This is a genomic window from Nostoc sp., from assembly GCF_054880495.1.
Map to the genome: position 1 here is coordinate 1 of NZ_JBTYKD010000181.1, position 12,034 is coordinate 12,034.

The following is a 12,034-nucleotide window of genomic DNA, read 5'->3' on the forward strand; positions in this document are numbered from 1 at the left end:
AAAAAGTACCTCTGTGCCATTGGTAAAACTGTCGCCGGTTCACAAATCAGCAACTCACCATCTGCCCTGACTTGATATGTTTCTGGATCTACTTCAATGTGGGGTAGTGCATCATTCAGCTTCATATCCCGCTTACTCAATTGGCGTGTCCCAGAAACTGCAACTGCTGCCTTTTGTAAACCTAGCTGGCTGGGAATTTCTTTCTCTAAAGCTGCTTGCGAAACAAAAGTTAATGATGTGGCATGACGGGCACCAGCAAAACTACCAAACATCGGTCGCATATGCACTGGTTGCGGTGTGGGAATACTGGCGTTAGCATCGCCCATTTGCGACCATGCAATCATTCCACCTTTAATCACTATCTCTGGTTTCACGCCAAAAAACGCCGATCGCCACAAACATAAATCTGCTAATTTTCCCTCTTCCACTGAACCCACATATTGAGCAATTCCGTGAGCGATCGCCGGATTTATAGTATATTTAGCAACATATCTTTTTGCCCGAAAGTTATCTGCTTTTTGCTCAGTTCCTTGTGGGTTAAGAGTCCCCCGTTGCACCTTCATTTTGTGAGATGTCTGCCAGGTGCGAATTATCACTTCGCCTACCCTTCCCATTGCCTGGGAGTCGGAAGAAATCATGCTAAATGCGCCTAAGTCGTGCAAAATGTCTTCGGCGGCAATGGTTTCTCGGCGGATGCGAGATTCGGCAAAAGCGACATCTTCAGCGATCGCTGGATCGAGGTGATGACATACCATCAACATATCTAGATGTTCATCTAAAGTGTTGACAGTGTAAGGACGTGTAGGGTTAGTGGAAGATGGCAGAACATTGGCTTGGCTGCAAACTTTGATAATATCTGGTGCGTGTCCGCCGCCTGCGCCTTCGGTGTGGTAGGTATGGATGGTACGATTCTTAAAAGCAGCGATCGTATCTTCCACAAATCCGGCTTCGTTCAGCGTATCAGTATGAATTGCTACTTGCACATCATAGTCATCGGCAACGCTGAGGCAGGTATCAATTGCTGCGGGTGTGGTTCCCCAGTCTTCATGTAGTTTTAACCCCATTGCACCGGCGGCTACTTGTTCTACAAGTCCCTGGGGTTGACTGGCGTTACCTTTACCCAAAAATCCTAAGTTGACGGGAAAAGCATCAGCAGCTTGCAGCATTCGGTAAATGTTCCAAGGTCCTGGAGTGCAGGTAGTAGCATTTGTACCTGTAGCGGGACCAGTACCGCCGCCGATCATGGTGGTAATGCCAGAAGCGATCGCTACTTCAATTTGTTGGGGACAAATAAAATGAATATGGGCATCGATACCCCCAGCAGTGAGAATCATTCCTTCACCGGCTAACGCTTCAGTTCCGGGGCCGATAATAATATCTACATTATTTTGAATATAAGGATTTCCGGCTTTACCAATTTTGAAAATCTTGCCATCTTTAATGCCGATATCCGCTTTGACAATACCCCACCAATCGAGAATTAAGGCATTGGTAATTACTAAATCAACAGCACCATCGGCGTTAGAAATGGGGGATTGTCCCATCCCATCTCGGATAACTTTACCGCCGCCGAATTTCACTTCATCGCCGTAAGTGGTGAAATCTTCTTCAACTTCAATAAATAATTCTGTGTCTGCAAGTCGGATGCGATCGCCTACTGTTGGGCCATAAGTTTCGGCGTAGGCGCGGCGATCCATTCTGTAAGGCATAATGGCACTCGTAGGGGTGGTGTTACTTTGATTATTTTTGAGCAAGTTTAGAGATATTCAGAGGAAATTTTGCATAAATTTATAATTTTATTGTAACCGTAGATGTAGTGAAATAAATTTTAATGGTAGTTAAAGCGAATTTATAAACGCGAAAATCTAGAATGATATTGGGAACATAGGCAGATATAAAACTGAGGTAGAATGTTATCTAAACTGAGAGTTCAGCATTACAAGAGCCTCTTTGATATCGAAGTTGATTTAGAACCATTAACTGATCGCACAATCAACATATCTCTCTGAAAATAGTAGCAATCAACGCCCTCTACAAATTCGATGGAAACTTGCTTTTGAGATTGATTTAGCAATTATCAAAAATCGTTGTCCGAATGGATATGCTATTTTTGCACAACATTTAGTTGCGGCTACAACGGTAGTTGCTAACTCAATCGCAGGTACGTAGCATTTATTCCCTACCCAGTTTAATTAGAATAGCATCTAATGATTTTAAGTATCTAAATGTCCGTTAACTTTGCTGTTGAAGCCGTAGACTTGGCGGCTACCAACTAACGGGACTAAAGTCACTTGTTTTTCGTCGCCTGGTTCAAAGCGAACTGCGGTTCCGGCGGGGATATCGAGGCGCATTCCTCGCGCTTGTTCTCTATCAAAGTTTAAGGCGGCGTTGACTTCATAAAAGTGATAGTGCGAACCAACTTGTATGGGACGATCGCCTGTATTTGACACTTGTAATTTTACAGTTTGACGATCAACATTCAGTTCAATTTCACCTTCTGGTGTAATGATTTCTCCAGGAATCATAATTTATTTTTCCCAATTTAAATATTTTCTCAGAAATTCAAACAAACTAGATTTTCCAGCACCATTAGCGCCAACAATAATTTCTAATGGTTGTTATTTATGGTGCTTCAAAATTCCTAAAAGGTCGATAATCTTGAATTTTGACTGATGTTAATCGGTATGGTAATACCATCTCGTTACCTCTATTTGCCTTCTCTTCTGTTTTTCCTATATTAAGTTCTTTTTTATTAACGAATTGGATTATGTACTGTCACTAACTTTGTGCCATCAGGAAAAGTTGCTTCTACCTGCACTTCATGTACCATTTCTGGTATCCCTTCCATCACATCATTCTGCGTTAATAGAGTTGTACCATAACTCATCAATTCAGCTACAGTTTGCCCATCTCTCGCACCTTCTAAAATGGCAGCAGAAATATAAGCGATCGCTTCGGGATAATTCAGTTTCAAACCCCTTCCTTTACGTCTTTCTGCTAATAAAGCAGCAGTAAAAATTAATAGCTTATCTTTTTCCTGGGGCGTAAGTTGCATTCGTACTTCCTCCTCTGAGTTCTCCACACCTCTGCGGCAAGCCCTTCGGGTTCGGGGGTTCGCAATCGACGGGAACCGCCAAGACTGCGACCCCCTCACCGCTACGCGTCTACGTTCAAACCTGCCACACTCTTGGTATACAATTACCACGATTCAAGAAAGAAACTCGCAGCATCTGCCAAACATCAATAAACCAGTTTCTCACCTCAGATGTAGAAGTACCGCGATATCGACACAATAATCCATGTTGTAACCTGCTAACACCTGCTTCTGCCTCCCCATCCCATAAATTTCGCGTTTTTTCGACAATCTCTGCTGAAACTGCACCACCAACCCAAACTAGACTACCTACGATTGGTTTTCCAGCCAAGCCGTGGGGACTGTGGAAAATTTCTTCGCTACCCCGTAAGCATTGCCGATCAATCCATAAGGGAACACCTTGCTGCCAAATTTCCGTGTGCGATCGCCATTCTCCAAGGTAAAATTTTTCTCCTCTAGCACTGCGACCAAATCGGGTAATTTCCCAGCCTAACCAACTGCCCCCGGTTACTAATTCTACCCGTAAATCTTGCCGATAAATCGCGCCGTTAAATAAAATTGTCTCTTGCGGCAACCATTCTAAACAAGCACCAGCATCAACTTGCATCTCGATAGTTTGTCTAGCTTGTAAGCCATTGGTGCGGTATATCTTGCTTGCAGCTGCTGTAGTGATTAAGGCTTGGGCTTGGGGTTGGAGCTGGATATTAGAGGATAAGCGATCGCCTCCCACAACTCCCCCAGCTGTGTGTAAAATGACGCTATGACAAACTTTTTCCCCTTCTGGATAAAATGGGCGTTGCACCTTCAGGGGCGCTTGTTGGTGATTGTAAATTAATTGGGTTTTACCCTGGCGATCGGCATAGACTAAATTAAGTTTGCCATGCCAACCTTCTGCTGTTTCTAAGTTGCAGGTCATTTATAAATTCAAGATTAAAGTTCAGATCCCTTATATTTATTTAATACATTTTGTGATGCTTTACCTGCAAATTATCATTATTTTTTCGCCAGGATCACATAATCATCTAATGTATAGTTTGACTGATGCTTCTGGCCAAAATACTGTTGGAGCATTGGAGTCATATACAGTTTTTTAGGTAATTTCTCTTGAGCAAACTTAGCAAAGTTAGCACCGGACAAAGGTGTTCTTGAACCTGTTGAGGTTAGATATTTATACCAGACTAACTCTAATCCCAGTTCTGCCAGGAATTTATGTACTACATTTTTTTCCTGATCTTAATTTTCAACTTGGTGAACATTATAAACTTTGAATAATTTTTTATCTTGCACAATTAGCAGAACATAACCTGAATTTTTTAAGCTAGTGGCAAATATTTGCTTGTAAGTATTATTAGCTTCAACCCTCTTAGCTGAATCTGCGAAGAAGCAGTGGGAAATTACAATAAAGTCGAAAAATTCTTTGGGTAGATTATTCGATTCACTTTTCCACGTAAAAAGATCAGTAGTAACAAAGCGAAAGTAAGCATTCACTGTGGTTAGACGCGACTCTATATATCGTCGCCAAAACTGAAGTCCAGGAAACTGGAAGGCATCTTGTTTTTCTAAAGAGTAGTACGATATGTGCATTTCCGGGATATCAAAAAAACCGCTACTACTTTGGAGAAATAAAGCTAAACCATAAGCAACTGTTGCTGGTCCTGCTGCAATATCAAGGATATTAACCTTACTTGGTAGTAAAGTATCCTCGTAAATGAGAAACCAAGCTAAATATACGCAATATACATTTTCTAAAAAATACTTCATAAAGTAGACATGAGGAGTTAGACTAAAACGGTAGTCTGGGTCGTGTCCAATTTTTAAGTTATTAATATCATCAAGAGCGTCTTCTAGCTTAACAAATAACTGTTTCTCAGGAATCTTGCTAAATTCTTCTTTGAGATATTCAACTAGTGTTGATTCAAAATCATCAAATATACGTTTATCAATACCAGTAGATTGCAGTTTATATTCATCGTGCTGGATTAAATTAAAAACTTTATAGATATATTTAATGAATTCCTCATCTGGCATTAATATTAGATTAGCTTTTTGCTGGGATGTTTCTGTTAGTTGTTTAGTTAAAGTTTCTGTTTGTCGTTTGTATTCTTGGGAATAACGTTCAAGTTGAAGTTTATCCCTAAATAGTTTTTATAACCATGAGAATGTTGCACCTGATTTTTGAATCTCTTGCAAGAGTTGCGTTGCGCGTCGAATATCCCCGCGTTTTAAAGATAATTTTAGCTGCTGACTTCGCCACCAATTTACGATAGGATTATTCATAACCAAATCCCTCTTTGCCTTCCATAATTTGTACACCTGGAAGCCGAGAAACTAACTTTTCCTTAAATTTTATATAGCTTAATTTCTCATCCTCATACCACCAAGCATATTTTTGCTTAATTTCTTCAGCTTCTTGGCGAGTTGATGCCATAAGAGAACGACTATCGCTAGGATGAAAAGCTTGAATTACAATCCTATCTGCGAGAGCTAGTCTGTTAATAAAAGCAGCTTCATCAGTCGGTAAAGTAGGAAGTAGAGGGGTAATAGTAATAGAGATTTTGGGAAGAAAACCTTTGAAATAATCAATACTTTGTTTAATTTTAGTGATAGCATTTAGTCTGGCTTTAATACTGGGCGATCGCGGTTCAAAATCTTTTCTCACTAATTCACTGCCAGTCGGAATGCTCATATTAATTCGCAATCGCTTAAATCGTTGTAAATAATCAATATCTCTAGTAATAATTGGGCTACGAGTTTGAATCACCAAAGTTGGAGTTGGATAACCGTCAATCCCTACATCAAGCATTACATCTAACAATCGACGAGTCAGTTGATGTTTAGATTCAAGTGGTTGATAAGGATCAGTAACGCTACTCATGTATATACTAGGAGGAAGCTGGGGATTTTTTTCATACCATTTTTTTAATTCTTTCGCTAAAATCTCAGCAGCATTTTCTTTAAAAATTACCCATTTTCCCCAATCTTGGCGCATTTGAGCATTCGGGCTAAATGCAGCAGCATAGCAATAACTACAACCGTATTGACATCCCCTATAAGGATTGAGAGTAAAATCATAATTACCAATAAAACCAGTAGCCTTTGTTAAGAGTGATTTAGCATTTTGTACATAAACATTCACATCTCTAAACTTTTCTCTGACTAATTTGGTAGGAGTGCATTCGGAATAACCTTCATATTTTGGTTGTGCCATGTGAATCCTGATATTTATTGAGAGTTAATTAATGCACCCTACCTCTTATATTATAATTCCCAATTGATTTACTAACTTGAATAAGGAATGATCATTTCACGCCAAGATACTAAGAAAAACTTTTGATATATGGAAGGAAAAAAGGTTGCGATCGCTATAGTTTAAGAAAGCGATAGAATATAAATTAAAGTAGACGTAATCACCACGTAAAACAATGGAAAGATTGCTGAATATCCATATTAATAAATTACCTGAAGGCGTTGATTTAGCAACATCTGATGAACTTCAAGGTTTAGTCGCTCAAGGACGGACAGTCGCTGAAACTTTAGAAATTGCCCGTGATGTAGCACGTAAGTTATTAGAAGCACAATCTCAGGATCAAGAACTAGATTATTTACAACCAATAGCTGAACAATTTAACTATCCTTTAGTTGTAGGTCAGTAGTCAATTCATGGGACGGCTAGCTGGGTTTAGCTACAGAGAGATTATCAAAATATTAAAAACCTTTGGCTTTGTTTTTCATCGTCAGCGTTCACAATTTAGATTAAGCTTGTTCCTGCTGCTTTAACCAAGCTACTAAATCAGCAACTTCCGAAAAATCCAACAACGCCTCTCCCAAATTTTCTAACTCTTTAAAGTTGAGTAGCTTGCTTTTGTAACCACCCCTTGAGACTCCGATAAGCTTTTAACCAGCGTTTATAACTTTCATCATCAGGCTCAAGGCCACAATAACGCATATTTATAAAATTTTGGCTATTTGGATTTTCCACTTCAGTAAGCCATTTTTGCACTTCAGGATAATTAATTATCAATTCTAGATTTAAGTCGATTGTGCCGCTTTAATGCTTCCATGTAACTATGTCCTGGATTAGTAATAGTATGCCCAGCATGAGTAGAATCTGTCTTCCATTCCTGAGTTGCACCCTTTGCTAAGGTAGCAAAAATCATTGCTTTTAATAAACACTCAATGGTTACACCTCCAAAGTGCATAGCGGCTACTCTTCTTTCCGATTCCTTTCTACATAATATTTCGGTATCAAGGTGACGCTGCATAAAAGTGGCTTGGTAATCTTCCATTTTGTTGTTTTCTCGTTTGAAACACCTGAATCTTGACACAAAAAAATAGCCGCCTCCATCAGGAAGCAGCCATTTTCACAAATTATGTAACTACAAAGTATTAGTAATCGAAGTCGCCGCCACCAGCGCCAGCGCCAGCAGGAGCGCCATCCTTAGGCTCCGGCTTGTCAACTATAATACATTCGGTTGTCAACACCATGCCAGCGATGGAAGCAGCGTTTTGCAGAGCAGAACGAGTCACTTTCGCAGGGTCAACAATACCAGCAGCAAACAAATCGACGAATTCGTTTGTCGCAGCATTGTAGCCAACGTTGAATTCTTTCTCTTTCACACGTTCAGCGATCACAGCACCATTCTGACCTGCGTTTTCCGCAATCCGCTTCAGAGGTGCAGGTAAGGCGCGAACGACAATCAAAGCACCAATCAACTCTTCATCTTTAAGATTGCTCTTTGCCCAAACTTCCAATTCAGGAGCAAGGTGAGCCAGAGTTGTACCACCGCCAGGAACAATACCTTCTTCCACAGCAGCTTTAGTGGCGTTGATAGCGTCTTCTAGGCGCAGTTTCTTGTCTTTCATTTCCGTTTCGGTCGCTGCACCCACTTTCACTACAGCAACACCACCGGAGAGTTTAGCAAGACGCTCTTGCAGTTTCTCTTTGTCGTAAGAAGATTCGGTTTCTTCGATTTGACGACGAATCTGCTCGACACGAGCCTTCACAGGAACTTCGTTACCTTCGGCAACAATTGTGGTGCTGTCCTTAGTGATGGTGATCCGGCGAGCTTTACCCAGGCTATCCAGCTTGGTGTTATCTAGCTTCAGACCAGCATCTTCGGTAATTAGTTGACCACCAGTTAAAACAGCGATGTCTTCTAGCAGTGCTTTGCGGCGATCGCCAAAGCCAGGAGCCTTAACAGCAGCCACGTTGAGTACACCGCGCAAACGGTTTACTACTAAGGTTGCTAAAGCTTCTTTTTCAATATCTTCGGCGATAATCACCAAAGGACGACCAGCACGAGCTACTTGCTCCAACACTGGTACAAGGTCTTGTACCAAAGCAATTTTCTTATCGGTAAGCAGTAGGAAAGGCTCATCAAAAACCGCTTCCATCCGTTCAGCGTCGGTGGCGAAATAAGGAGAGATGTAGCCTTTGTCAAAGCGCATCCCTTCAGTAATTTCCAACTCGGTGAACATAGATTTCCCTTCTTCTAGGGAAATTACGCCTTCCTTGCCCACCTTGTCCATTGCTTGGGCAATCATCTGACCAACTTCTTCGTCATTACCAGCCGAGATCGCACCAACTTGAGCAATGGATTTGGAATCTTCTACTGGACGGGCGTGTTCTTTGATTTTTTCTACGAGGAAAGCAGTAGCTTTGTCTATACCACGCTTCAGCGAAATCGCATTAGCACCAGCTGCAACGTTCCGCAAGCCTTCTTTGACGATCGCATGGGCTAAAACGGTGGCAGTTGTGGTGCCATCGCCCGCAGCATCGTTGGTCTTAGAAGCAGCTTGACGAATCAGAGCTACACCAGTGTTTTCAATGTGATCTTCTAATTCGATTTCTTTGGCGATCGTTACACCGTCATTAACAATTTGCGGTGCGCCAAATTTCTTTTCTAGAACTACGTTACGACCTTTGGGGCCAAGGGTAACAGCTACAGCCTCAGCCAGGATGTCAATGCCTCGTTCCAAGGCGCGACGGGCGTTTTCGTTGTAGATAATGCGCTTTGCCATAGGTGTCTAAAAATTCCGCGAGTAAGTCAATTTTTTCTTGAATTGGGTTATTGGGTATTGGGTATTGGGCATCGGGCATCGGGCATTGTCTTTATTTTTGACATCCCCTATTCCCTATTCCCCATTCCCTATTCCCCACTCCCCACTAGATAACGACTGCTAAAATATCTTTTTCAGAAAGCAGTACATATTCTTCGGTGCCGAGTTTGATGTCAGTGCCAGCGTACTTAGAGTACAGCACCTTATCGCCGACCTTAATTTCCAATTCCTGACGGCTACCGTCATCGTTACGCTTGCCAGCACCAAGGGCGACTACTTCCCCTACCTGGGGCTTTTCCTTGGCGGTGTCGGGTAAATACAGACCACCTGCAGTCTTTTCCTCTGAGGCGCTCACTTTTACGAAAACGCGATCGCTCAAAGGTTTAACTGTAGAAACGCTTAAAGATAAAGCTGCCATAATTATTTTCTCCAGAGTTTAGCACTCTCCACTCCTGAGTGCTAATCTACCGAAAATTAGCGCCCAATGGCAAGAATTCCTTGAGTACGGGTTCCCGAACTAGAAGATCATCGGTGTACTTAAGTATAAATGCTTAATTATTTCTACTTTTCAGGTTTTGTTCTGTAAGTTACGAAGAGAGTAGGGAGTGGGGAGTTAGGAGTTAGGAGTTTAGGAGTTATAAGCATTCTTGCCCACCCCTCATTCACTGGAAATTGTTATAGAACTGTAATCAGGGAGCCGCTTGATGAGTAAAATATAGTGATCCAGTCCAGTCATCAAATCCCCAAAACCACTAAGTCTCCAGAACATAAAGCCCTGAGTTATTGTGTAGAAACTTTCGGACTTGCAAAAATTCAGCGACACATTTTTATTGGCGCTGACCAGACAATTGCTAACTGCTGCTCAAAAGGAGCTAGTCTGGAACCCTGGGAGTACTTAAAAAAGCGACTTAAAGAGTTAAAACTTGATGAGCCGCCACAGAGTCATCCCATTTGCGTCTATAGAAATAAAGCCAACTGCTTGCGCCTTTGTTGTTCTAGACTCATAATAGTGGTTTACACTGATGGGGTCTGATATGGCCAAGCAAACCTGGGAGTTATTGAGCGGATCATCCAAGAACACTTAATAGGCATAATGGCGGTTAAAGAATAGGCGTTTTTAACCCCTCCTTTGCCAGAAACTTCCCTAGTACAGCACGGCGTAAATAAGCCACCCATTTGTAATCTCTGAAACCCTTGCTAAAACGTAATTACGAATTACGAATTACGCGAAGCGGTACTAGTTGCTTGTGAACACCTCATAGAGGCTTAACAATCGAAGGATATGGTATAGCAGTAAGCTTAAAGAAAGTGTGGGTTGGTTTTGAGCTAGGGTCATCTTTAAGCCAATACTTACTTGTGAGTCAGAAAGATTATTATTGTAATCAGTGTTTTTTCGCCCACCCCTTTCAATGCGATATATAATAGCGCATTATAGATACTACTGCTATACGTATCCTTGCTGGACTTTAGCTAACGAGCTATTAGTCTCTTGAAAATGCTCGGCATTTTTGAGGCTTCGAAACAGCAAAGGCAAGTTAAGTAGGAAAAAGGACAACATCTCGAAATAACCCACCATAGAGGATAAATATTCAAGACTTTGATGGACCGAAGCGCGACAAGTGCCACTGCTATGAAAGAGCCCAGCATGAAAGATCACAAACGACTTCTATTGATTGATGATGACCCTAACCTCATCTTGCTGGTGAAGGATTACTTAGAATTCCGGGGATACGAAGTCATCACCGCCGAAAATGGACGTGAAGCTCTGGAAATTTTAGAGCAAGATGTTCCAGACATGATCATCTGCGACGTGATGATGCCGGAAATGGACGGATATACTTTTGTAGAACAAGTCCGGCAAAACGAACGCACCAGCTGGATTCCAGTTCTTTTCCTTTCAGCTAAGGGACAAAGTGCAGACCGAGTCAAGGGTCTGAATAAAGGTGCTGATGTTTATATGGTCAAGCCTTTTGAGCCAGAAGAACTCGTAGCGCAAGTTGAATCCTCGCTGAAACAAACTATCCGTTGGAAAGAACACCAAGCAAAAGGAGGCGAAAACGGTTCCCGTATCCAGGTTCCCTTCGATGTGCAATTAACCCCAACCGAACTGAAAGTAGTTCAGTTTGTCGCTAGGGGTCTAGCTAACCGGGAAATTGCTGAAGAACTAAATGTTAGTCAGCGCACAGTTGAAAGCCATGTGTCCAATATGTTGGGCAAAACTAATCTCCATAACCGCACTGAACTAGCGCGGTGGGCGATTGAAAATCAAATGGCATAGTGAATTTTAGATTTTAGATTTTGGATTTTGGATTATTAATCTAAAATTCAAAATCCGAAATCGAAAATTGATTACCAACCATCTTCTTCAGGGCTGGATTGGTGCAAAACTTCTAAATCCAGTTCATCCAGGTAAGTTAAGGCGCTTTCAATCTGGGAAGTAGTTCCTCGTAGTTCCAGATCGAAGCAGCTATATTGTGGCACGTTTGCGCTGATCTGAGCATCAGCAATAATCACCGTTACCCCATAGTGAGAAACCAGTCGTGAAATGACTGGTTCCTCATGCAAATCTTTAGGAATGCGAACTTGGATACGAGTTTGGGTGCGTCTACTATCTAAAATATCAGTATTAGATTTTACTTGTTTATTTGGAATTACCATTGTAGCTTTCTACTCAACTTCTTGGATGAGGTTTTGCTTTTGCACGATTTCTTTTAACACTAGCGTCACTTATCCCACGCAGGCAAGCAAGAAAGTATTTGCCTTTGCAAACCATTAATCTAAGATGTATTGACATCCTCCCCACCTTGCTTACGCTGAAGGTGGGGATTCCAAAGATCGCTCCTTGGGTTTTCTCTTTCCACGAGTCGGCTTACTTGTCTG

At 41.6% G+C, this 12,034-nt stretch carries 15 protein-coding genes; 2 read left to right on the forward strand and 13 right to left on the reverse strand.

The window, feature by feature from the left end; genetic code table 11:
- The 7 genes from ureC to ACYTXL_RS17785 all read right to left on the reverse strand — a co-directional run.
- A partial coding sequence (gene ureC, locus ACYTXL_RS17755) for an urease subunit alpha (protein WP_461925893.1) occupies positions 1–1,709 on the reverse strand: 1,709 nt, incomplete at its 3' end.
- Positions 1,710–2,213: 504 nt separating this feature from the next.
- Positions 2,214–2,525, reverse strand: a complete 312-nt coding sequence (locus ACYTXL_RS17760; RefSeq protein ID WP_461925894.1) for an urease subunit beta — start codon at positions 2,523–2,525, stop codon at positions 2,214–2,216.
- 227 nt (positions 2,526–2,752) lie between these two features.
- On the reverse strand, positions 2,753–3,055 hold the full coding sequence (ureA, locus tag ACYTXL_RS17765) for an urease subunit gamma (RefSeq protein WP_461925895.1): 303 nt from the start codon (positions 3,053–3,055) through the stop codon (positions 2,753–2,755).
- A gap of 115 nt (positions 3,056–3,170) precedes the next feature.
- Complete coding sequence (locus ACYTXL_RS17770; RefSeq protein ID WP_461925896.1) at positions 3,171–4,010, reverse strand: urease accessory protein UreD; 840 nt, start codon at positions 4,008–4,010, stop codon at positions 3,171–3,173.
- A 317-nt stretch (positions 4,011–4,327) separates the two neighbouring features.
- Positions 4,328–5,122, reverse strand: a complete 795-nt coding sequence (locus ACYTXL_RS17775) for a hypothetical protein (RefSeq protein ID WP_461925897.1) — start codon at positions 5,120–5,122, stop codon at positions 4,328–4,330.
- Between the two features lie 117 nt (positions 5,123–5,239).
- Positions 5,240–5,371, reverse strand: a complete 132-nt coding sequence (locus ACYTXL_RS17780) for a hypothetical protein (protein ID WP_461925898.1) — start codon at positions 5,369–5,371, stop codon at positions 5,240–5,242.
- Entirely contained in the window at positions 5,364–6,302 is a 939-nt protein-coding gene (locus ACYTXL_RS17785; protein WP_461925899.1) for an SPL family radical SAM protein, read from the reverse strand. The genes ACYTXL_RS17780 and ACYTXL_RS17785 overlap by 8 nt, the downstream gene beginning before the upstream one ends.
- Positions 6,303–6,516: 214 nt before the next feature.
- Between ACYTXL_RS17785 and ACYTXL_RS17790 the strand changes: the two genes are divergently transcribed.
- The gene (locus ACYTXL_RS17790) at positions 6,517–6,747 is read left to right on the forward strand and encodes a DUF1902 domain-containing protein (RefSeq protein ID WP_461925900.1); all 231 of its coding nucleotides are present in this window, start codon (positions 6,517–6,519) and stop codon (positions 6,745–6,747) included.
- Positions 6,748–6,847: 100 nt separating this feature from the next.
- Here ACYTXL_RS17790 and ACYTXL_RS17795 read toward each other — a convergent pair whose 3' ends face one another.
- From ACYTXL_RS17795 to groES, 5 genes are all read right to left on the reverse strand, one after another.
- Positions 6,848–6,922, reverse strand: coding sequence for a DUF4351 domain-containing protein (locus tag ACYTXL_RS17795; RefSeq protein ID WP_461925905.1), 75 nt, complete (start codon positions 6,920–6,922; stop codon positions 6,848–6,850).
- A gap of 13 nt (positions 6,923–6,935) precedes the next feature.
- Positions 6,936–7,115 carry a hypothetical protein gene (locus ACYTXL_RS17800; protein ID WP_461925901.1) on the reverse strand — a complete coding sequence of 60 codons (180 nt, stop codon included), beginning with the start codon at positions 7,113–7,115 and terminating at the stop codon, positions 6,936–6,938.
- Complete coding sequence (locus ACYTXL_RS17805) at positions 7,105–7,380, reverse strand: hypothetical protein (protein ID WP_461925902.1); 276 nt, start codon at positions 7,378–7,380, stop codon at positions 7,105–7,107. Before ACYTXL_RS17805 ends, ACYTXL_RS17800 begins: the two co-directional genes overlap by 11 nt.
- 100 nt (positions 7,381–7,480) lie before the next feature.
- Entirely contained in the window at positions 7,481–9,115 is a 1,635-nt protein-coding gene (gene groL / locus ACYTXL_RS17810) for a chaperonin GroEL (RefSeq protein WP_461925903.1), read from the reverse strand.
- 145 nt (positions 9,116–9,260) lie between these two features.
- Complete coding sequence (gene groES, locus ACYTXL_RS17815) at positions 9,261–9,572, reverse strand: co-chaperone GroES (RefSeq protein ID WP_292795100.1); 312 nt, start codon at positions 9,570–9,572, stop codon at positions 9,261–9,263.
- A 1,182-nt stretch (positions 9,573–10,754) separates the two neighbouring features.
- Between groES and ACYTXL_RS17820 the strand changes: the two genes are divergently transcribed.
- A complete protein-coding gene (locus ACYTXL_RS17820; protein WP_012407592.1) occupies positions 10,755–11,432 on the forward strand; it encodes a response regulator transcription factor in 678 nt (225 codons plus the stop codon).
- 71 nt (positions 11,433–11,503) lie between these two features.
- On the opposite strand, the gene ACYTXL_RS17825 is transcribed toward ACYTXL_RS17820, so the two are convergent.
- Positions 11,504–11,812, reverse strand: coding sequence for an NIL domain-containing protein (locus ACYTXL_RS17825; RefSeq protein ID WP_461925904.1), 309 nt, complete (start codon positions 11,810–11,812; stop codon positions 11,504–11,506).
- Positions 11,813–12,034 lie beyond the last annotated feature (222 nt).

Bases quoted from the DNA above. Each gene is read 5' to 3' on its own strand.
- ACYTXL_RS17760 (WP_461925894.1), bottom strand. From the start codon at position 2,525: ATGATTCCTGGAGAAATCATTACACCAGAAGGTGAAATTGAACTGAAT.
- ureA (WP_461925895.1), bottom strand. From the start codon at position 3,055: ATGCAACTTACGCCCCAGGAAAAAGATAAGCTATTAATTTTTACTGCT.
- ACYTXL_RS17770 (WP_461925896.1), bottom strand. From the start codon at position 4,010: ATGACCTGCAACTTAGAAACAGCAGAAGGTTGGCATGGCAAACTTAAT.
- ACYTXL_RS17775 (WP_461925897.1), bottom strand. From the start codon at position 5,122: ATGCCAGATGAGGAATTCATTAAATATATCTATAAAGTTTTTAATTTA.
- ACYTXL_RS17780 (WP_461925898.1), bottom strand. From the start codon at position 5,371: ATGAATAATCCTATCGTAAATTGGTGGCGAAGTCAGCAGCTAAAATTA.
- ACYTXL_RS17785 (WP_461925899.1), bottom strand. From the start codon at position 6,302: ATGGCACAACCAAAATATGAAGGTTATTCCGAATGCACTCCTACCAAA.
- ACYTXL_RS17790 (WP_461925900.1), top strand. From the start codon at position 6,517: ATGGAAAGATTGCTGAATATCCATATTAATAAATTACCTGAAGGCGTT.
- ACYTXL_RS17805 (WP_461925902.1), bottom strand. From the start codon at position 7,380: ATGGAAGATTACCAAGCCACTTTTATGCAGCGTCACCTTGATACCGAA.
- groL (WP_461925903.1), bottom strand. From the start codon at position 9,115: ATGGCAAAGCGCATTATCTACAACGAAAACGCCCGTCGCGCCTTGGAA.
- groES (WP_292795100.1), bottom strand. From the start codon at position 9,572: ATGGCAGCTTTATCTTTAAGCGTTTCTACAGTTAAACCTTTGAGCGAT.
- ACYTXL_RS17820 (WP_012407592.1), top strand. From the start codon at position 10,755: ATGGACCGAAGCGCGACAAGTGCCACTGCTATGAAAGAGCCCAGCATG.
- ACYTXL_RS17825 (WP_461925904.1), bottom strand. From the start codon at position 11,812: ATGGTAATTCCAAATAAACAAGTAAAATCTAATACTGATATTTTAGAT.